Genomic DNA, 19,574 nt, shown 5'->3' with positions numbered 1-19,574 from the left:
GCCCTTCCGGCGGGCCAGCGTCGAAGGGCCGTCCTGGTCCTCGACGCCTTTCGCGGCATCCCTGCTGCTCACCCACCTCCAGAACGGCTGCGCTCGACCTCCTGAACAGGGCGCTGGGTGCTGGCTGGAAGTGTCTTTTTAAAGGCTGGTCAGTTCTTCTCTTCCCCTGTTTCTTAGCGTCTCTAACTCAGTAAATCAGCGGGTTAAGGCGGCAGGGCTGGCTTATAGCGCCCAACTTTCGGCACCCCAATGCCCCGTCTGGCTGGCCGAACGGCAGGGTCGTGGAAGTGGGTGAGCGGCATGGATGCCGCGAAAGGGGCCGAGGGCCAGGACGGCCCTTCGGCCCCGACCCGCTGGAGCGGCGCTGACATGAGGGCATCCTGCGCAAGGCGCAGGAGCGGCCAGTCGGGGCGAGCCTTTTTGGTTACTTTTTTGGCAACTGAAAAAAGTAACCCGCCCGGCGAGGGCGGAACAAAAAGCTTCCGAATACACCGCGAATCAGCTGGGCGACCTTAGCCCCCACCCCAACCCTCCCCCGCAAGTGGGAGAGGGAGCAGTTCGGCGCGAAGGATCCCCCAGATACCGCGGCCTAGCACCTGACTCGGTCAGCCATGCCAGCCTAATTTTCCAAACCTACAACTTTTCCCAGTTATCCCCCGCCCACCCGCCCGTTAGCCTGACCCCGTTTCCATCGTGACGAGGAAGGTTTCCATGCAGGTTCAAGAAGGCTACGCCGGTTTCCAGGGCCACCAGACCTGGTATCGGGTCACCGGTGATCTGACCACGGGCCGGCTGCCGCTGGTGGTGGCCCATGGCGGGCCCGGTTGCACCCACGACTACGTCGACAGCTTCAAGGACCTGGCCGAGCACGGCTGGCCGGTGGTCCATTACGACCAGCTCGGCAACGGCCGCTCCACCCACCTGCGGGGCATCGATTCGGGTTTCTGGACGGTGGCGTTGTTTCTCGACGAACTGAACAACCTGCTGCGCCACCTGGGCATCGCCGAATACGTGCTGCTCGGCCAGTCCTGGGGTGGGATGCTGGGGGCCGAACACGGGGTACGTCGACCAGCCGGGCTGCGCGGTCTGATCATCGCCAACTCGCCGGCGTCCATGGCGCTCTGGCGCGAAGCTGCGACAGGGCTGCGAGCCGAGTTGCCGCCCGAGGTGCAGGCCACCCTGGATCGCCACGAGGCCGCCGGCACCACCGACTCGCCCGAGTACCGCGCCGCCAGCGACGTCTTCTATGCGCGCCACGTCTGTCGGGTGCAGCCCATGCCGCCCGAGGTGGCGCGGACCTTCGCCGCCATCGATGACGATCCCACCGTCTATCACGCCATGAACGGCCCTACCGAGTTCCATGTGATCGGCAGTCTCAAGGACTGGAGCGTGATCGACCGGCTGGAACGGATTCAGGTGCCGACGCTGCTGCTCTCCGGGCGTTTCGACGAGGCCACGCCGGCCTGCGTGGAGCCCTTCGTGCAGCTCATCCCGAACGCCCGGTGGCGCATCTTCGAAGCCTCCAGCCATATGCCCCACGTGGAGGAGCGCGAGGCCTGCATGGCCGTTGTGGCCGATTTTCTGGCCGAGGTGGAAGGCCGCTAGGCGTCGGCGTCCAGGGCGGCGGCGATCTCGTCGATGCGGGTCTGGCGGTCGTCGGCCTGCAGGCGTGGACGCGGATTGAGCGCCGACCATTCGGGATGGGCGCGGGCTACCTGCAGGGCAGCCGGCAGCTTGCCCTCGCGCCAGCGCTGCTCATCGGGGGCGGCCACTTCTATGGCGCCCTGGGCGGCATGGCCGCGGGCTTCCAGCGCCGCCAGCAACTGGCGCTGGCGCACGGCCAGCAGGCGCAGCACGGCATCGTCGATGGAGAGCTCCCGCCCGCCGCGCAGCTTGCCGAACAGCCGCTTGCCGTAGTGGCCGCCGGTCTGGGCCAGGCCACCGGCCAGGGCGCCCAGCACCGTGGCGGCGCCCAGGGTCAGGCCGCCAGCGAGCAGGTCCAGGCCCACTCCCGCCGCGGCCCCGGCAGCCACGCCGCCGCCCAGGCGAATGCCCAGCAGGCGCAAGGTTTCCGGATTGAACAGGTCGTCGCCCCAGCGACCATCCAGCAGCGGCAGGTCGCTGGCGTGGGCATCGCCCGGCCGAAAGCCGAACAGCCGCAGCAGGTCTTCCACACAGCGCTGTTCGCGGGTACGCAGGCCGTCGCGCAACTCGGTCGTCGCCGCGGCCACCTCGGCATCGCCAGGGGCCACGCTGCGCCGCGCGGCGGCGGCATCCACCAGCAACTCGGCGATCAGCCGCACGCCTTCCTGGTGGCGGCGCCGGGCCTGCTCGGCGTGGTCGGTGATGAGTCGCTGCAGGGCCGGGCGGCCGCTTTCCAGCAGGGTCGCCAGGCTTTCGTAAAGACGTGCCTCGCCGTCCGCCGGTGGCGCCACGCTGTCGAAGCGCACCAGGGCGTGCAGGCCGAGCCGGGCCAGGGTGGCACGCCAGTCGTCGGCCCGGTGGCCGTCGGCGGCGACGAAGTTGAGCACCGGCACCAGGGGCCGACCGCAGCCCGCCAGCACCGCCAGCTCGTCACGGTACTTGGCCAGCACCGGCTCCCGGGCATCGATCACATAGAGACCCGCATCGGAGGCACGCAACTGGCGGATCACCTTGGCTTCCTGCTCGAAGCGCTGGCGAGCCTCCACGCTGTCGAGGAAGCGGTCGAGCAGGGTGGCGGCGTCCAGGCGTTCGCCGGGTCTTTCCAGCTGCTCCAGGTAGTCGCGCAGGGCGATGGCGTCTTCCAGGCCGGGGGTGTCGTAGAGTTCCAGCAAGGCTTCGCCGTCCACCGACAGGCGTGCGCCCTCGACGTGCCTGGTGGTGCTCGGGCGATGGGAGACCTCGCCGAAGTCGACGTCGCGGGTCAGGGTCCGCAGCAGCGAGGTCTTGCCGACGTTGGTGTGGCCGACCAGGGCCAGGCGCAAGGGGCCGCTCATGGATTCGCCTCCAGCCAGCGCAGTTCGTCGTCGCCTTCGCTGTGGGCCAGGCGCAGGGCGTCCAGGGCCTGGCGCCAATCGTCCAGGCGGATCGGATCGAGCTTGCCACCGAGGGGCGCGGGCAGCAGCCAGACCCGGCTGGCGGTGGCACAGCGCGACAGCTCCGCGAGCAGCGCCAGGGTGCCGCGATCCGGCGAGCGGCGGGGATCGCAGGCGATCAGCAGGCGTCGTGCCGGATAGCGGGTCAGTTGTTCGAGCAGGTGGCGGCGCCCCTGGCCGTCGTCGAGCACGCCGGCATCGCGGACGCCGGCGGGCAGCGGGGGTGGCCAGGTATGGTCGGTGAGTTCGATGCCCACCAGCAGGGCCTCGTCGCCGCTGCGCACCAGGCCGCCGGCATCCTGCTGTGGTAGCCGGGCGGGGGCCGCGTCGTTGATGCCCAGCCGTTCGCTGGTGGGGAGCAGCCGCTCACGCAACCGTAGATAGCCGGGGCGCTTCACGTCCAGCCGCAGCCGCTGGCGACCCTTGCGCCAACGCCACAGGCAGAGCAGGGCGAGCAGCAAGCGCGGCAGCAGGCCATAGACCAGCACCACGCCCAGCAGCCAGCCGGCCCAGGCCTGGCGCGCCGCGGCGAGGGGGGTGGCAGCATCGCCACTGGCGGCGATGCTGGCGGCATCGGGCAGCGGAAAGCCCAGCAACTGGGGCAGGGCACCAAGCCCTTGGGTGAGCAGCACGAAGGTGTCGCTGCCGAGCAGGGTGGTCTCCCAGACGAACAGATAGCTGCGCCCGGAAAGCAGCGCCAGCAGCGTGGCCAGGGCACTGCCGAGGATCAGTAGCCAGAGGCCGTGGACCAGGCCGCCCAGCGCCCAGGGCAGCAGCCGGGCGCGACCGAGCAGGCCGACCAGTGCCGGCCCCAGGTGCAGGGCCCGGGCATCTCGGGCCAGCCGCCCTGACAACCACAACCAGAGGCGCGCCAGGGGCGACGCCAGTTGCCGACCACCACCCAGCAGCCCGATGGCCCAGACCAGCAGGCTGAGCAGATTGAGGCCGAGCAGGCTGCCCAGGGCCCAGAACACATTGACCGGCCGACTGCCGTCACCTAGGGCACCCGCAGCGAGACCGGCGCCGCAGAACAGCGCTACGATCCCCAGCAGCCAGGCGGCCAGCAGCGCGCCCTGGCGCCAGCGGCGCTGGGCCGCCAGCAGGCCGTCGCGCTGGCCGAGCAGGTGGGCCCGGGCTACCAGGCGTGCCTCGAAGCCACCGCCGGCCGCGCGAGCCTGGCGATTGGCTTCGGCATCCTCCAGCGGACCGCTGTCCTCTTCGGTCAGGCGCAGGGCCTCGGTCAGCCAGAGATCGTCGAGGGCAAGAAAAGGGGTAGCGGTCACGCGTCGGCGCCCGTGCGGCGAAAACGGCGAGGATAGTCCCTGGCGCGCTCGCTGTTAACGGCTCTGTTATGCTCTGTCACCATGAAAAACTTTCTTCCCCTGAGCCTGATCGTCGCCGTGGCCGACAACGGCGTCATCGGCATCGAAAATCGCCTCCCCTGGCATCTGCCGGCGGAGCTCCAGTACTTCAAGGCCGTGACCCTGGGCAAGCCGCTGGTCATGGGCCGCAAGACCTGGGATTCCCTCGGTCGTCCGCTGCCGGGTCGCCTGAACCTGGTGGTCTCCCGTCAGACTGATCTGGTGGCCGAAGGTGCCGAGGTCCGCGCCTCGCTGGCTGCCGCCGTGGAGCGCGCCGAGGCCTGGGCCCGGGAGCGTGGCGCCAGCGAGATCATGCTCATCGGCGGGGCCCAGCTGTTCGCCGAGGCGCTGCCGGTGGCGCAGCGACTCTATCTCACCCGCGTCGCCCTGGCGCCCACGGGGGACGTGTTCTTTCCCGCCTGGAACGAAGGCGACTGGCAACTGGCCTCGCGCCAGGAGCATCCCGCCGAGGACGGGCGCCCGGCCTATGCCTGCGAGCTGTGGGAGCGGCGGGAGCGCGCGAACGCCCCCTAGCGCTTGTGGCTCCAGAGGACGTCCGGATCGACGGCTCAGGCGTCGGCGCGGACCTTCGCGAAGACCTGCTCTATCGCCCGAATGACGCTGTTTTCTAGTAGCGGCCGCTAAGCGAGAGCGGTGATCGCCTGGTTCTGGTACAGCGTTTACTGGTGGAAGAAAGTGGCGCCCGGTACTGGCGCTTCAAGCAATAAGGTAGCGCCATAGGGCGATTGGTCGAAGTCAAGAAACCGCGCACTAGAGCATCGCGTCAAAGGTTCGCGTTAATCGACAGTTAAGCTGGGTTGCGGCATAACAGCTCCTATAGCCATCCCACAACGGCTCTCGCGAAGCCAGGTGTATCGGGTTGGCTGAGCGAGGCCTAGGCGTTTTGACCGCCGCCCGGGCAAGAGTCGAGACGTCATGCGCTTTGGCGATGCCGGGAGGAGCCGATGATGTTGTCCATCGATGCCATGCTACCCCTGCTGAATTTCAACCAGTCGAGTCTGGCGCAGAGCGCGCAGATCGCCCAGGACGATCCGGCCCGAGCGAATCAGGCCGTCATCGACGGGCTGTTCGCCAAGCCGAGCAGCGATGTGGTGGTCGACCTGTCGCCCGCTGCGCAGCTGACGTCCAATTTGTTGTCCTCGCAGCCCGAGAGCGGCGATACCTCGTCCAGCGATTTCATGGCGCTCATGCAGGGCGTGCAGCAACAGATCCTCGACCAAGGCACGAATGCCACGGTGTTGACCGAGCTCCCGCCGGATGCCAGCGAGGCGCGCACCAACCTGGCCAAGCAGGCGGCCAATTATTTGCTGGCCGGTTTCTATGGCGATCAGAGCCGGTATGCCGATGCCTCGGCGCAGGATCCCTTCGCCAATCTGAACGGCAACAGCCTGTCGCGCATCGCCCTCGACACGACCGGGACTTTCACGCCCGTCGAGCGTCAGGTGGCCTTCTTCGATCTCTCGTCGCGTGACTCGCAGGAGCCCTTCAATGCCCGTGCGCCCCTGGGCGAACAGGCGTCCTGGGATTGGGTGCCGGACTCCATGGAGAACGCCGGCATCATCGACTCGACCTCGAACGATACAGGGGCGCCGACCTGGAGTGACGAGCCCTGGGACGAAACCGCACGTCTCCTCGCCCAGTTGAGCCCCGTGGCGCCCTCACCCTTCGCCGGGAGCAATGCCCTGGGACTGCCGAACTCGGCCTTCGGCATAGTGCCGGAGTCCGGGGGGAGCTCCGAGTGGTCGTCGATCACCGCCAAGCAACTCGATCCCGAGGAGTTGAGCGCGGGTGTCAGGGAGCAGCTGGATGACAGTCTGCTGGCCCAGGCGGTGGGCAATAGCTCGCCGACCGCACAGGTCGCCTTGCAACTGTCGCTGTACCAGTTGATCGACTCCTACCGCGACGTTTGAGCTGCGCTTGGAAGGCCGCCTGGGGCAGGGGCCGCCTAGAGCGCCTTGAGCTTCTTCGCCGGCAGATAGTCGCGATGGACACGCTCTTCCACCAGGTACAGCCAGCAGGGGCCTTCCACCTGGGGAAACAGCCGCACTTCCTGGATGCTGCTGGGCTTGAGTGCGCCGTTGGCCAGTTGCACGGCCACCTCCTGCCCGAGGCGGAAACGCGGGATGACGCCACTGTCCACCACTGCCTGCTCGGCCTTGGTCGCCGGGCGCCCCAGGTATTCGCCCAGGTCCACCGGGCCGGCCGGGCCCTCGGCGACGGTGTCCACGTGGAAGCTGTAGGCGGTAGCCAGACCTTCGTCGCCGCCGTGGGTCTCGCCCTGCTTGATACGGCTCACCGCCTGGTCGAGAGCGGCGTCCAGCGTCAGTTCGTTGTTCGATTGCAGGGTGATGACGATGCGGCGTTCGAAGGGGTACTGGCTCATGGTTTCGACTTTTTCGGCAGATAAAGAAAATAAGGGACATCTTGTGCCCCCTTGTCCGGCGGCTGTCCAGCCAGGGGCGCCTGATCGGTGACTTCGTTTGCAACCCCGGGTGTCGGGCGCTCCGCCGGTCAGTCCTTGCGCCGCTTGAGTTGATCCTTCAGCTGGGTCGGCACCTCGCGAATGATCAGCACATCCTGGCCTTCGTCGTATTCGATGCGTGAACCCAGCAGGTGCGCCTCGAAGCTGATCGACAGTCCCTCGGCGCGGCCGGTGAAGCGACGGAATTGGTTGAGGGTGCGCTTGTCCGCCGGGATCTCCGGCGCCAGGCCATAGTCCTTGTTGCGGATGTAGTCATAGAAGGCCCGTGGCGCCTGGTCGTCCATCAGTTCGGAGAGGGCGTCCAGGGCCATGGGCTCGCCGCGCTTGGCCTGGCTGCTGGCGTAGTCGACCAGGGTGTCGGTCTTTTCCTTGGCGGCGTCCTCGGGCAGGTCTTCGCTTTCCACGTAGTCGCTGAAGGCCTTGAGCAGGGTACGGGTCTCGCCCTTGGCGTCGACCCCTTCCTGGCAGCCGATGAAATCGCGGAAGTAGTCCGAGACCTTCTTGCCGCCCTTGCCACGGATGAAGGAGATGTACTGGCGCGACTGCTTGTTGTTGCGCCATTCCGAGAGGTTGATGCGCGCCGCCAGGTGCAGCTGGCCCAGGTCCAGGTGCTTGGCCGGGGCGACGTCCAGGGCCTCGGTGACGGTCACCCCCTCGCTGTGGTGCAGCAGGGCGATGCTCAGGTAATCGGTCATGCCCTGCTGGTACTGGGCGAACAGCACATGGCCGCCGGTGGAGAGGTTGCTGCTCTCCATCAGCTCCTTGAGGTGCTCCACCGCCTGGCGACTGAAGGCGACGAAATCCTGCTCGCCTTCCAGATAGGCGCTGAGCCAGCCGCTGAAGGGATAGGCGCCGGACTCCTCGTGGAACAGGCCCCAGGCCTTGTTGGGCTTGGCGTTGTAGCTGTCGTTGAGATCGGCCAGCAGATTCTCGATGGCCTGGGAGTCGGTAAGTGTGGCGTCCCGCGCGTGCAGGGTCGCGGGCTGGCCGTCGGGCTTCTTGTCGATCAGATGGACGATGGCGTGACGGATCGGCATGGCGGACTCGGGTAGCTGAGAGCCTGTTCAACGTCTAGCGAGCTAGTGACAAACAAGGCGAAAAGGGTTGAGGAAGCGGATCGGACTCGCGCTCGAGTTTACAGGTAGTAAATGAGCATTCCGACCGGGCTGGCGACCCAGGCCATTTTCAACGCCGTTTGGCCGACGCGCAGCAGACGTTGAACAGGCTCTGGGAAAGTCCGCCAGTCTAACGCTCATGCGCGGCGTCCGGCAGGCCCCTGGCGTCGCAGGGTCAGGGCTCGGCGATGTCGCGCTTTTCCTGGACGGCGTTGTTCAGGTGCTGGGTGAGGAAGGCGGCCGCTGCCTCACGGCGGTCGGCCAGCAGCAGGTCGAGGAGCTGCAGGTGTTCCTGGCAGCGGCGCAGGGCCTGCTCGCGATCCACCGACTTGCGGTATTCGATCAGCCGGCGCAGACGATTGAGGCGGCGCAGGGCGTCGAGGATGAAGGCATTGCCCGAGCAGCGAGCGATGGTTTCGTGCAGGCGGGTGTTGGCATCGAAGATCTCCGCGGGCGAGGCCTCGAACACCCGACCTTCGACCAGCAGCGCCTGCTCGTCGCGGCAGCGGCGCAGGGCGTCGGCATCCAGGGTGAAGCCTGGTTCGCGGATGCCGGCCGGCTCGATCAACAGGCGGAAGCTGTAGCTCTGCACATAGGCATCGGGCGAGGTGAGGCCTTCGACGAAACTCCAGCCATAGCCCGGCAGGCGCTCGGCCCAGCCTTCCTGGACGATGCGCCTCAAGATGTCGGCCAATTGCCCGCGGGTGACCTGGTAGCGGCGGATCAGCTCGTTTTCCGTGACCTTCAGCGGCAATTCGCCTTCGATCCGATCACGGGCGATGGTCAGGTACAGGCGCTCGCTGGCGGACACCTCTTCCCGCGCCTGGGGCGTGGCGTCCAGGGCCGCGGCGGCCACGGCGAAACCACCCTCGGGATGGCGCGCCAGCAGGCCCTGGTCGGCCATCTGCTGCAGGGCGCTGCGCACCGGCGAGCGCGACACTCGCAAGCGCTCGGCCAGGGTGCGCTCGGGCAGTCGCGTGCCCACCGCCAGCGGGTGCGAGGCGATGTAGGTGAGGATGTCGGGAATCAGTTTGGAGGCGAGGGTGTTGCCCATGGCAGCGTGGGGAATCGGCGGGAAGAGCCGGGATGCTAGCACGGCAGCCACCGGCCGCCCCGGTCCGGCAACTGCCGCGTGGCGCTATCAGTCGGCGCCCGGCGTTACGTCCATCTCCTTGAGCTTCACCAGCCGGCTGCGGTGCTTGAATCTATAGCCCAGCCAGACGGCGAGGAACAGCGGCAGGCTGATGTAGGTGGCGGCCAGGCCCAGCCAGTCGACGCCTTGGGGGCCGAACAGCGCCGCGTAGTTCTGCCCCAGGGTGATCACCAGGCAGAGAGCGAAGGCCAGCAGCGGGCCGAAGGGGAACAGCTTGGCGCGATAGGGCAGGTCTTCCAGGCGGCGACCCTGGGCCAGGTAGCCCTGGCGGAAGCGATAGTGGGACACGGCGATGCCCAGCCAGGCGATGAAGCCGCACATGCCCGAGGTGTTGAGCAGCCAGCCATAGAGCGCCTTGTCGCCCACCAGGGAGGTGAAGAAGCACAGCGCGCCCACCGCGGTGGTGGCGAGCAGGGCGTTGCGCGGTACGCCATTGCGCGCGATCCGGGCGAACACGCGTGGCGCCTTGCCCTGTTCGGCCAGGCTGTGCAGCATCCGCGTCGAGGCGTACATGCCGGAGGTGCCGGCGGAGAGCACCGCCGAGAGGATCACCGCGTTCATCAGGCTGGCGGCGAAGGCCAGGCCGGCGCGCTCGAACAACAGGGTGAACGGCGAGACGGAGACGTCGGTGGCGTCGTTCTGCAAGAGGCGTGGATCGGTGTAGGGGATCAGCATGCCGATGACGAAGATCGCCAGCACATAGAACATCAGGATGCGCCAGAACACCTGGCGGATGGCGATGGGCACGTTCTTGCGCGGATTCTCCGATTCCCCGGCGGCGATGCCGATCAGCTCGGTGCCCTGGAAGGAGAAGCCGGCGATCATGGCCACCCCGACCATGGCCTGCAGACCGCCGACGAAGGGCGCCTCGCCCTGGGTGAAAACCGCCAGTCCCGGTGGCTCGATGCTGCTGAAGATGCCGAGGATGGCGGCCAGTCCCAGGCCGATGAAGACCACCACGGTGGTGACCTTGATCAGCGCGAACCAGAATTCGCTCTCGCCGAAGCCGCGTACCGACACGGCATTGAGCAGGAACATCAGGCCGAGGAACAGCGCGCTCCAGATCAGCCCCGGTACCTCGGGAAACCAGAAGCCCATCACCAGCTGCGCCGCCACCAGTTCGGCGGCGATGGTCACCGCCCAGTTGTACCAGTAGTTCCAGCCGAGGGCGAAGCCGAAGCCGTCCTCGACGAAGCGACTGCCATAGATGGAGAAGGAACCCGACACCGGCTGATAGGCGGCCATCTCGCCGAGGCTGGTCATGAGGAAGTAGACCATCAGGCCGATCAGCGCATAGGCCGCCAGGGCGCCGCCCGGGCCGGCGGTGGCCACGGTGGCGCCGGAGGCGACGAACAGGCCGGTGCCGATGGAGCCGCCGATGGCAATCATGTTGAGGTGGCGGGGCTTGAGTCGGCGCTGCAGACTCGGGGAAGCGGTGGACATGGGGATTCCAGCTGGCAGTTGAACGGGGTCCGGCAAGGGCTCTGGCGGCCATTTTTCGGAGATCGGACGGGGGCGGTGACGGGACCGCAGGGCCGGTCCGCGCGGGCGGACGGTAAAAAAGCGGCGAAGCTTAGCAGGCTAAGGGCGCCAGGTGGGATGGCGGTCGTCGGTGCGCGCTCGGGCGAGGAGGGCGGACGGGCACGACATGACCGATACGGCGCCGCTCGGCTGTTGGGTGGGAAAAGCACTGCGCCGCCCCTAGAACCTGTTCACGATCTCGCGAGCTAGAGCCAAACAAGGCGCAACGACCACCGGGAGTAACAGCCAACGGCTGGCCCGAAGGGTGAGCGCTAGCGAATCAAATGGCTGAGGAAGCGGATCGGACCCGCGCTCGGGTTTACGAGTGGTAAACGAGCATTCCGACGGGGCTGGCCTTCCAGGCCATTTTCAACGCCGTTTGGCCGACGCGCAGCAGATCGTGAGCAGGTTCTTAGGCGGTGCAGTGGGGACCGTGTTCAGGACGCGTCGATCCAGATGGTCTTGATCTCGGTGTACTGGTCATGGGCCCAGAGCGACTTGTCGCGACCGCCGAAGCCGGACTCCTTGTAGCCGCCGAAGGGAGTGGAGGCATCGCCTTCGCCGAAGCAGTTGACGGTGACGATGCCGGCACGGATGCCGCGGGCCAGCTTGATGGCGTTGCGCAGGTTGCCGGTGTAGGCCGAGGCGGCCAGGCCGTAGGCAGTGTCGTTGGCCAGTGCCAGGGCTTCGTCGATGTCGTCGAAGGGGGTCACGCTCAGCACCGGGCCGAAGATCTCCTCGCGGAACAGTTTGCTGTCGCGGGCCACGCCGTCGACGATGGTCGGCTCCACGTAGACGCCGTCGCGGGTCGCGCCGCCGGTCACCAGCTTGAGTTGCTGCGCGCGGGCATGTTCCAGGTAGGCGCGGACCTTGTCGAAGTGCGCCTTGCTGACCATGGAGCCGAGGCGGTTGTCCGGGTCCAGCGGATCGCCCAGCTGCCAGTCCTGCAGGTGGACCAGCACCCGCTCCAGCAGGGCGTCCTTGATCTCGCGCTGGACGATCAGGCGGGAGGTGGCCGAGCAGTTCTCGCCCATGTTCCAGAAGGCGCCGTTGACCACGTGCTGGGCGACCACGTCGAGGTCCTCGACATCGTTCATCACCACCGCGGGGTTCTTGCCACCCAGCTCCAGCACGATGCGCTTGAGGTTGGATTCGGCGGCATACTTGAGGAACAGCCGGCCGGTGGCGGTGGAACCGGTGAAGCTGACCGCGGCGACGTCCGGGTGGCGGCCCAGGGGTTCGCCGGCCTCCTTGCCGCCGCCGGGCACCACGTTGAACACGCCCGCCGGCACCCCGGCCTGGTGGGCCAGCTCGGCCACGCGCAGGGCGCTGAGGGTGGTCTCCTGGGCCGGCTTGACCACGATGGAGCAGCCGGCGGCCAGCGAGGGACCGATCTTCCAGGCCAGCATCAGCAGCGGGAAGTTCCACGGCAGCACCAGGCCGACCACGCCGATGGGCTCGCGCACCACCATCGCCAGGGCGCCGGCCCCGGTGGGGGCGGTGGCGTCGTAGATCTTGTCGATCAGCTCGGCGTGCCAGCGCAGGGTGTTGATGGTCTCGGGCACGTCGATGGTCTGGCACTCGCGCACCGGCTTGCCGCTGTCGAGGCTCTCGACCACCGCCAGTTCATGGGCGTGCTCTTCCAGCAGGGCAGCGAACTTCTGCAGCACGGCCTTGCGCGCGGAAGGATGCAGACCGCTCCAGCGGCCATCCTCGAAGGCGGCCTTGGCGGCGGCCACGGCCTGGTCCACGTCGGCGGCGCCACAGGCGGCCATCCGCGCCAGCTCGGCACCGGTGGCCGGGTTGCTGGTGACGAAGGTGGCGCCGTCCTGGGCGGGGACGAAGGCGCCATCGATGAAGGCCTGGGTACGCAACTCGAGAGAGGCGGCAAGATCGGCGTAGGCGGCTTTGCTCAGCAGATCGGTCATGATCAGGCTCCTTGGACGATGAGGTTGACGTTGCTCTTCAGCGCGGTGATCACCTGCGCCAGTTCGGCTTGTTCGGTCTCGGTCATGCCCTTGAGCGGGGCGCGCACGCCGCCGTTGGGCAGGCCGGCCAGTTCGCAGCCGTACTTGATCGACTGCACGAACTTGCCGCCTTCGAGGTAATCCATCAGCGGCAGCATGGCGGCCATGATCCGCCGGCCCTTGGCGAAGTCGCGCTCCAGCACGCAGGCCTCGTAAAGCGCCACGTGCTCGCGCGGCACGAAGTTGGAGCCGGCGCAGACCCAGCTACGCGCGCCCCAGGCGAAGAACTCCAGGGCCTGGTCGTCCCAGCCGCAGGAGAGTTGCAGGTCCGGGCGCTTGACCGCGTGGCGGTGCAGGGCGGCCATGTCGCCGCTGCTTTCCTTGATCGACTGGACATTGCGGCAGCCGGCGATGGCGGCGTAGAAGTCCTCGCCCATGGCCACGTTCATCCGGCCGGGATAGTTGTAGAGCATGATCGGCAGGTCGGCGGCGCGATCCACCGTCAGCACGTGCTCGGCGATCTCCTGCTGGGTCGGCAGGGCATAGGGCGGGGTGCCGACCAGGATGGCGTCGGCGCCCTGCTGGCGAGCGGCTTGGGCGAACAGCACCGAATCCTCGGTGCGGATGGCGCCGGTGCCGATCACCAGCGGCAGGCGCTTGCCCACGACGTCGCAGGCCTGGGCGATCAGCGCCAGGCGCTCTTCGCCGCTGTGGGCGTAGTACTCGCCGGTGGAGCCGCCGACCACGATGCCGTGCACCTTGGATTCGATCAGGTGTTCCAGGACCTGGGCGAAGCCGGCCTGGTCGATGGCGCCGTCCGCGGTGAGCGGGGTGATGGCCGGGGTATAGATGCCGTCGAAGTTCATGGGTGGAGTCTCCAGAGGTTGCACGAGGGTCGGTGGGGCGTGGGCCGTCAGCTTTCGCAGCCGGCGCGGTACTGCCCCCACAGGAGGTTGAAATTGACGCCGGCCGAGAGGAACGGCTGCGGCGGGTTGGCATTGGGGCCGGGGGCGGCCAGCAGGAAATCGATCAGCTCGTCGCGCTCGCCGGCCAGCCAGTCGGCCAGCAACTTGCCGGTGGCGGTGCCGCGGGTGACGCCCAGGCCGTTGCAACCCAGGGCGCCATAGACATTGGGCGCCAACTGGCCGAAGAAGCCGTTGTGGTTACGGGTCATGGCCAGGGCGCCGCCCCAGGTGTAGTCGAAGTCGACCTGCGGCAGCATGGGAAAGCGCCGGGCGAAGGAGGCCCGATGGCGCTGTAATACCCGCTGAAGGTGCTTGGGATTGCTGCGGCCATCGGGGTTGAAGCTGAAGCTGTTGCGGATCAGCAGGCGCTGGTCGGGGGTGCGCCGCACCGTGGTGCCGAAGGGATCGGCGGGGATGGCGCCCCAGTAGGGCTTGCCGCCCAGGCATGCCTGTTCCTCGGCGGTCAGCGGCCGGGTCAGGCTGCCGTAGGTGAAGATCGGTAGCATGCGCCCCTGCAGGAAGCCGAAATGCTGACCGAAGGAATTGTTGGCCAGCACCAGCTTGCCGGCGGTGATGCGCCCGGCGGCGTGGCGCAGCTCGGGGCGAGGACCGTAGTCCACGGCCTGGATCGGGGTACGCTCAAAGAGGGTGACGTTGGCCGGCAGGCTGTCGGCCAGGCCCTTGACCAGGGCGCTGGGTTGGATCAGTACCGCGCCCGGGGTGTAGAGCGCGCGCTGGTAGAAGGCGGTGCCCAGGTGCTCGGGCAGGGCCTCCCGCTCGATCATCTGGTAGGGTTGCTCGAGCTTGTCCAGGCCACGCCGGTAGGCGTCCAGCACCGCCAGGCCGCGGTCTTCCACGGCGGCCTGGTACTTGCCGCAGGCCTTGAGCTGGCAGTCGATGGCGAAGCGCTCGACCTGCTCGCGCAGATAGGCCTGGCCGCTCAGATTCAGTTTCAGCACGCTGCGGGCGATGCCGATGTCGCCGATGTAGTCCTCGGCGCCGATGTCGTGGGGCAGGTCGATGGCGAAGCCGGCATTGCGCCCGGCCGGCCCCAGGCCGACCTCCTGGGCTTCCACCAGGATCACCTCGTCGTCCGGGAAGTTCAGCGCCAGTTGCCGGGCCGCGGCGAGACCGGTGAAGCCGGCACCGACCACCACCCAGGGCGCTTCGCTGTGACCGCGATGGCTGGGGCGCGGCGTGCGCGGCGCACTGGTGTGGTACCAGCCACAGCTGTTGTCGTCGGCGGGCAGGGCTTGGACTTTCATGGTGCGCAACCGTCTCGGTGGGGGTATCTGGCCTGGACGCGGGGCGCACAGGGCTTGCCCGCCTCCCTGGGGAGGCGGGATGTCGCTGGGGTTCGGGTGGTTCGGCGCCACGCGGGGCGCCTAGGGGATCGCTAGGTCGTGGCGGCGGCGCTGTGCTCGGCTACTGCGTGATCGCAGCGCCCAGGCGATCACTTCTGACCGGCGGCGCGGGCATCCGCCAGCCAGCCATCCCATTCGCTCTGGTGCGCCTTGATCCACTCGGCGGCCTGGCGCTTGATGTCGTCCAGCGACTTCTCACCGTTCTGCATCTTGAGGTTCTGGGCGCTCTCGTCGGCGGTGGCGATCTTCAGCTCCGAGAGGAACTTGACCGCAGCGGGATTCTTCTTGGCGAAGTCCTTGTTGACCACTGCCACCACGTTGTCGATGGGGGCGCCGAGATTCTTGCCCTCGAAGGTGGTGTTCACGTCGTTCTTGCCGTCGGGAAGGGAGGTGTAGGGCACCGGCAGCCAGACCACGTCACGCCCTTCCACCAGCACGTTGGAGATCCACTGCGGCACCCAGGTGTAATAGAAGATCGGCTTGCCGTCCTTGTAGCGCTGGATGGTGTCGGCCATCAGCGCGAAGTAGGAGCCGCGGTTGTCGGTGACGGTGTCGTTCAGGCCATAGGCCTTGAGCTGGTGCTCGACGATCAGCTCGCAGCCCCAGCCGGGGTTGCAGCCGGTGAGGTCGGCCTTGCCGTCGCCATTGCTGTCGAACAGCTTGGCGATTTCCGGTTTCTTGAAGTCCGAGAGATCCTTGATGTGGTACTGGTCGGCGGTCTTCTTGTCGATCATGAAGCCCTGGATCACGCCGGGCATCACGTAGCCGGCCTTGACCATGGTGTCGTCGCCACCGGCCTTGTCATAGAAGGCCTGGTGCAGGTGCTCCCACATGTGCACGGTGAAGTCGGCGTCACCGTAGGACAGCGCCAGGAACAGCGCGGGGTAGTCGGTTTCCTTCGGTGCCTGGACGTTGTAGCCCAGCGCCTTGAGACCGGCGATGGCGATTTCGCCGCGGAAGCGTTCTTCGGCGATGGTGGGGAAGATCGGCGTGACCTTCACCCCGGCACCCGGTTGGTCGGCGCTGGCGGCGTGGACCGCGCCGCTTAGCGCCAGGCCCAGGAAGGAGGCGGCGAAGCCGGTCAGGAGTGCCTTCTTGCATGCGGATAGAGTCATGGAGCACCTGTCGCTGTCTGGTGATTTTTTTGGGTGGAAAGGCACGTTCAAGGCGTAACCGGCTGGGGAAGCGCTTTCTTCTTGCCGACCAGTCGCACCACGAGACCGACCGGACCGCTGTGATACCAGCGTTGACCGGTGGCAAGGTGGGCGCTGCGCTCGCCCATGGCCTGGGTGAAGCGATCGAGGAAGATCGCCAGCAGCACCAGGCCAATGCCGCCGACGCTGGCCAGGCCCATGTCCAGGCGACCGATGCCGCTGAGGACCATGAGGCCGAGCCCGCCGACGGAAATCATCGAGGCCACCACCACCATCGACAGCGCCAGCATCAGGGTCTGGTTGACCCCGGCCATGATGGTCGGCGCGGCCAGCGGCAGCTGGACCTTGACCAGCATCTGCCAGGGCGTGCAGCCGAAGGCACGGGCGGCCTCGATCTTGTCTTCCGGTACCTGGCGGATGCCCAGGTTGGTCAGCCGGACCAGCGGCGCCAGGGAGAAGATGATGGTGACGATGACCCCCGGCACGTTGCCGATGCCGAACAGCATCACCACCGGCACCAGGTAGACGAAGGCCGGCAGCGTCTGCATGGCGTCCAGCAGCGGGCGGATGCACAGTTCCAGGCGATCGCTGCGGGCGCTGATGATGCCCAGCGGAATGCCGATCACCGCGCAGAACACCAGGGAGGTCAGCACCAGGGCGAGGGTGACCATGGCGTCGTTCCAGACGCCGATCAGGCCCAGGGCGGTGAGCGTGGCCAGGGTCAGCAGGCCGATGCGGCGGCCACCGATCTGCCAGCCGATCAGCGCGGCCAGCACGATGAACACGGTGGGCGGGACCGACATCAGCGCCGTCTGGATGCCCTCCAGCACCTGGTCCACCGGCCAGCGGATGGAGCGGAACACCTCACGGAAGTTGTGCACCAGAAAGCGCAGCGCGCCTTCCACCCAGGAGCCGACCGGCACCGTGAGCGTCTTGAAGGGATCGAGCAGGCTGAAATCGGACATGAGCGGGACCTCCGGCGCGAACGGGCGCGCCCGTACAGATGAGAACTGCGATCAGTGGCCGCCGAGATAGCTCAGCAGGCGGCCCTGGGAAATGTGGCCCTGATAGGTACCTTGGGCGTCCACCACCGGTACCGGCGCGCAGGCGCGGGCCAGGGTGCCGAAGATCTCCTTGAGCGGCGTGTCCGCCGTGATCGGGGTGTCGCGGCCAGGGGTGTAGCGGATCTGGCCCTCGCGCTCGGCGATGTCGCCGGCCTTGAGGATGCGGCTGGCGTCGAAGCCGTTGAAGAAGGTGCGCACGTAGTCGTTGGCGGGGTTGCACAGCAACTCGCGCGGGGTGCCGATCTGTACCACCCGCCCGCCTTCCATGATGGCGATGCGATGGCCGATACGGACCGCTTCCTCGATGTCGTGGGAGATGAAGATGATGGTGCGGTCCTGCTGCTGTTGCAGCTTGATCAGCTCGCCCTGCATCTCGTGGCGGATCAGCGGATCGAGGGCCGAGAAGGCTTCGTCCATCAGCAGGATGGCCGGGTCGTTGGCCAGCGCCCGGGCCAGGCCCACGCGCTGCTGCATGCCGCCGGAGAGCTGGTGCGGATAGCAGTATTCCTGGCCGGCCAGCCCCACCTGGCGCAGCGCGGTGACGGCGCGGCCATTGCGCTCCTTCTCGGACACGCCACTGATCTGCAGGCCGAAGCCGACGTTGTCGAGCACCGTCATGTGCGGCATCAGGGCGAAGGACTGGAACACCATGCCCATGTCCTTGCGCCTTACCTGCAGCAGGTCGCGGTCGGAGAGGCCGGTGATTTCCTTGCCGTTGAGGAAGATGGAGCCGGCGGTGGGCTCGATCAGGCGGTTGAACAGGCGCACCATGGTCGACTTGCCCGAACCGGAGAGGCCCATGATCACGAAGATCTCGCCGCGCAGCACCGAGAAGTTGGCGTCGAACACGCCGATGACCTGGCCGGTCCGCTCGAACACCTCGGCCTTGGAGGCACCGCCACGGACCAGCGCCATGGCCTGGTCCGCCTGGGCGCCGAACACCTTGTAGATATTGCGGACCGAGATGATTTCGTCGGAGCGAGTCATGCCAGGTCTCCTGCGTGCCCAGCATGGCGGTTGGGCACCACCATGCCGATTGGGTTGATGAAAGGTACTGGGCAGGAGCAAAGAGGTTCTATTTTCACGAGGGCGGTCCCTTCTTATTGTTGTTCGTGCCCTCTTGGCAGGGGCTTTACAGCAAATCTATAAGCTCATCCCTGGCAAATCCAACAACATTTCCGCGCCCGATTTGATAACGTCCCGTTATGAGTTCGCTGGGCGCGCCAGGATTGTCGTCGTGGGATATGCCAGGTGGCGCCGGGGGTTCTAAGGTCGGCAACGCGCGGCCAATAATCGTGTCTTCCACCCGTCCCCTTCGTCGAGAAGCGCGATGTCCAAACCCGTCGATCCCGATACGCTGCTGCTGAAAATGCCCTCGCTGCGCGCCGTCAAGGCCTTCGTGGCGGCGGCCAAGTACGAAAGCTTCACCCGCGCCGCCGAGGCGCTGTGCGTTTCCCAGGCGGCCATCAGCCGGCAGATTCGCGAGCTGGAGGGCTATCTCGGTGCCCAGCTGTTCAGTCGGGTCGGTCGCGCGGTGGCGCTGACCCCGGCGGGCGAGCTGTTCTTCGATGCGGCCCAGTTATCCTTCGTCAACATCGCCCAGGCCGCCGAACGCATCCGCAGCAACCAGGCGGCCAAGCGCATGCTCACCCTGTGCTGCTCCCCGGCGTTCTCGGCGCTGTGGCTGTCCCACCACCTGCCGGACTTCTTCGCCCAGCACGGCGACATCGAACTCAACCTGGTCACCACCCAGAACTTCCTGGCCATGGAGCCGGGGGTGCAGCCGGACGTCTTCATCACCAAGATGCCCAAGGTGCGCGAGGGCTATCACAGCACCGCGCTGTTCCACGACATCATCTATCCGGTGTGTTCGCCGCTCTACCTGGAGCGCAATCCGCAGATCCGCAGCCTCGAAGGGGTGCGCGACGCGGCACTGCTCAACCTCAGTCCCTATGGCCGCTCCCAGGTGGCCGAGCACGTCGACTGGGGCGTCTGGCTGGCCTTCCAGGGGGTGGACCTGGACGAGCGCCCGGCCGGCAGTCCGCAGCTGTTCAATGCCAACGACTACAACCTGATCATCGGCATGGTGCTCACCCACCAGGGCATTAGCCTGGGCTGGAACCACTTGGTGGCGGCCCTGCTTGAGCAGGGGCTGCTGGTGCGGCCGATCCAGGAGCAGGTGGTGCTGCGCAACAGCCGGCACTACCTGTCGATCCGCGAGGAAGCCGAGGATCACGAGGCGGTGCGGCGCTTCCAGCAGTGGCTGCTCGGGCGGCTCGGGCGGGCGCCTGCCTGACCTGGCGTTATCCTTTGCCCGGCGGAAAAGTCGT

The 19,574-nt window shown here is 67.2% G+C and carries 16 protein-coding genes; 4 read left to right on the top strand and 12 right to left on the bottom strand.

Annotated elements, in window-relative coordinates:
- Positions 1-711 precede the first annotated feature (711 nt).
- Positions 712-1,605: a proline iminopeptidase-family hydrolase gene (locus RND78_RS04695; protein ID WP_312726466.1), complete on the top strand. Its 894-nt coding sequence runs from the start codon at positions 712-714 to the stop codon at positions 1,603-1,605.
- Here the strand turns inward: RND78_RS04695 and RND78_RS04690 are convergent.
- Both RND78_RS04690 and RND78_RS04685 read right to left on the bottom strand, forming a co-directional pair.
- Entirely contained in the window at positions 1,602-2,978 is a 1,377-nt protein-coding gene (locus tag RND78_RS04690; protein ID WP_312726465.1) for a GTPase/DUF3482 domain-containing protein, read from the bottom strand. The genes RND78_RS04695 and RND78_RS04690 overlap by 4 nt on opposite strands.
- Complete coding sequence (locus tag RND78_RS04685) at positions 2,975-4,360, bottom strand: DUF2868 domain-containing protein (protein WP_312726464.1); 1,386 nt, start codon at positions 4,358-4,360, stop codon at positions 2,975-2,977. The genes RND78_RS04690 and RND78_RS04685 overlap by 4 nt, the downstream gene beginning before the upstream one ends.
- Positions 4,361-4,441: 81 nt before the next feature.
- Between RND78_RS04685 and RND78_RS04680 the strand changes: the two genes are divergently transcribed.
- Both RND78_RS04680 and RND78_RS04675 read left to right on the top strand, forming a co-directional pair.
- Positions 4,442-4,972 (top strand): dihydrofolate reductase, encoded by a 531-nt coding sequence (locus RND78_RS04680; RefSeq protein WP_312726463.1) that lies wholly within the window; start codon positions 4,442-4,444, stop codon positions 4,970-4,972.
- A gap of 434 nt (positions 4,973-5,406) precedes the next feature.
- Positions 5,407-6,369: a hypothetical protein gene (locus RND78_RS04675; RefSeq protein WP_312726462.1), complete on the top strand. Its 963-nt coding sequence runs from the start codon at positions 5,407-5,409 to the stop codon at positions 6,367-6,369.
- 35 nt (positions 6,370-6,404) lie between these two features.
- On the opposite strand, the gene RND78_RS04670 is transcribed toward RND78_RS04675, so the two are convergent.
- The 10 genes from RND78_RS04670 to RND78_RS04625 form a co-directional block, all read right to left on the bottom strand.
- A complete protein-coding gene (locus tag RND78_RS04670) occupies positions 6,405-6,842 on the bottom strand; it encodes a hypothetical protein (protein ID WP_312726460.1) in 438 nt (145 codons plus the stop codon).
- A gap of 128 nt (positions 6,843-6,970) precedes the next feature.
- Positions 6,971-7,978 carry a nucleoid-associated protein YejK gene (gene yejK / locus RND78_RS04665; protein ID WP_312726459.1) on the bottom strand — a complete coding sequence of 336 codons (1,008 nt, stop codon included), beginning with the start codon at positions 7,976-7,978 and terminating at the stop codon, positions 6,971-6,973.
- A 253-nt stretch (positions 7,979-8,231) separates the two neighbouring features.
- Complete coding sequence (locus RND78_RS04660) at positions 8,232-9,152, bottom strand: GntR family transcriptional regulator (protein ID WP_312726458.1); 921 nt, start codon at positions 9,150-9,152, stop codon at positions 8,232-8,234.
- 45 nt (positions 9,153-9,197) lie between these two features.
- Entirely contained in the window at positions 9,198-10,652 is a 1,455-nt protein-coding gene (locus tag RND78_RS04655; protein ID WP_312726457.1) for an amino acid permease, read from the bottom strand.
- A 515-nt stretch (positions 10,653-11,167) separates the two neighbouring features.
- Positions 11,168-12,658, bottom strand: a complete 1,491-nt coding sequence (locus RND78_RS04650) for an aldehyde dehydrogenase (protein WP_312726456.1) — start codon at positions 12,656-12,658, stop codon at positions 11,168-11,170.
- A gap of 2 nt (positions 12,659-12,660) precedes the next feature.
- Positions 12,661-13,563 (bottom strand): dihydrodipicolinate synthase family protein, encoded by a 903-nt coding sequence (locus RND78_RS04645; RefSeq protein ID WP_312726454.1) that lies wholly within the window; start codon positions 13,561-13,563, stop codon positions 12,661-12,663.
- A gap of 47 nt (positions 13,564-13,610) precedes the next feature.
- The gene (locus RND78_RS04640) at positions 13,611-14,927 is read right to left on the bottom strand and encodes an FAD-binding oxidoreductase (RefSeq protein WP_312726452.1); all 1,317 of its coding nucleotides are present in this window, start codon (positions 14,925-14,927) and stop codon (positions 13,611-13,613) included.
- A 188-nt stretch (positions 14,928-15,115) separates the two neighbouring features.
- Positions 15,116-16,141 (bottom strand): glycine betaine/L-proline ABC transporter substrate-binding protein ProX, encoded by a 1,026-nt coding sequence (proX, locus tag RND78_RS04635; protein ID WP_312726451.1) that lies wholly within the window; start codon positions 16,139-16,141, stop codon positions 15,116-15,118.
- A 47-nt stretch (positions 16,142-16,188) separates the two neighbouring features.
- Entirely contained in the window at positions 16,189-17,145 is a 957-nt protein-coding gene (proW, locus tag RND78_RS04630; RefSeq protein ID WP_312726450.1) for a glycine betaine/L-proline ABC transporter permease ProW, read from the bottom strand.
- Between the two features lie 51 nt (positions 17,146-17,196).
- A complete protein-coding gene (locus RND78_RS04625; protein WP_312726449.1) occupies positions 17,197-18,231 on the bottom strand; it encodes a glycine betaine/L-proline ABC transporter ATP-binding protein in 1,035 nt (344 codons plus the stop codon).
- A 343-nt stretch (positions 18,232-18,574) separates the two neighbouring features.
- On the opposite strand from RND78_RS04625, the gene RND78_RS04620 reads away from it, so the two are divergent.
- Entirely contained in the window at positions 18,575-19,540 is a 966-nt protein-coding gene (locus tag RND78_RS04620; RefSeq protein ID WP_312726448.1) for a LysR substrate-binding domain-containing protein, read from the top strand.
- Positions 19,541-19,574 lie beyond the last annotated feature (34 nt).

The organism is Pseudomonas oryzihabitans, assembly GCF_032027545.1.
In the GTDB taxonomy this organism is placed as follows: Bacteria; Pseudomonadota; Gammaproteobacteria; order Pseudomonadales; family Pseudomonadaceae; genus Chryseomonas; species Chryseomonas oryzihabitans_F.
This window is presented reverse-complemented; position numbering and strand designations above follow the sequence as displayed.

Coding starts and splice junctions, on each gene's coding strand:
- RND78_RS04655 (WP_312726457.1), bottom strand. CDS start 10,652: ATGTCCACCGCTTCCCCGAGTCTGCAGCGCCGACTCAAGCCCCGCCAC.
- yejK (WP_312726459.1), bottom strand. CDS start 7,978: ATGCCGATCCGTCACGCCATCGTCCATCTGATCGACAAGAAGCCCGAC.
- RND78_RS04640 (WP_312726452.1), bottom strand. CDS start 14,927: ATGAAAGTCCAAGCCCTGCCCGCCGACGACAACAGCTGTGGCTGGTAC.
- proX (WP_312726451.1), bottom strand. CDS start 16,141: ATGACTCTATCCGCATGCAAGAAGGCACTCCTGACCGGCTTCGCCGCC.
- RND78_RS04620 (WP_312726448.1), top strand. CDS start 18,575: ATGTCCAAACCCGTCGATCCCGATACGCTGCTGCTGAAAATGCCCTCG.
- RND78_RS04680 (WP_312726463.1), top strand. CDS start 4,442: ATGAAAAACTTTCTTCCCCTGAGCCTGATCGTCGCCGTGGCCGACAAC.
- RND78_RS04625 (WP_312726449.1), bottom strand. CDS start 18,231: ATGACTCGCTCCGACGAAATCATCTCGGTCCGCAATATCTACAAGGTG.
- RND78_RS04670 (WP_312726460.1), bottom strand. CDS start 6,842: ATGAGCCAGTACCCCTTCGAACGCCGCATCGTCATCACCCTGCAATCG.
- RND78_RS04650 (WP_312726456.1), bottom strand. CDS start 12,658: ATGACCGATCTGCTGAGCAAAGCCGCCTACGCCGATCTTGCCGCCTCT.
- RND78_RS04675 (WP_312726462.1), top strand. CDS start 5,407: ATGTTGTCCATCGATGCCATGCTACCCCTGCTGAATTTCAACCAGTCG.
- proW (WP_312726450.1), bottom strand. CDS start 17,145: ATGTCCGATTTCAGCCTGCTCGATCCCTTCAAGACGCTCACGGTGCCG.
- RND78_RS04645 (WP_312726454.1), bottom strand. CDS start 13,563: ATGAACTTCGACGGCATCTATACCCCGGCCATCACCCCGCTCACCGCG.
- RND78_RS04690 (WP_312726465.1), bottom strand. CDS start 2,978: ATGAGCGGCCCCTTGCGCCTGGCCCTGGTCGGCCACACCAACGTCGGC.
- RND78_RS04695 (WP_312726466.1), top strand. CDS start 712: ATGCAGGTTCAAGAAGGCTACGCCGGTTTCCAGGGCCACCAGACCTGG.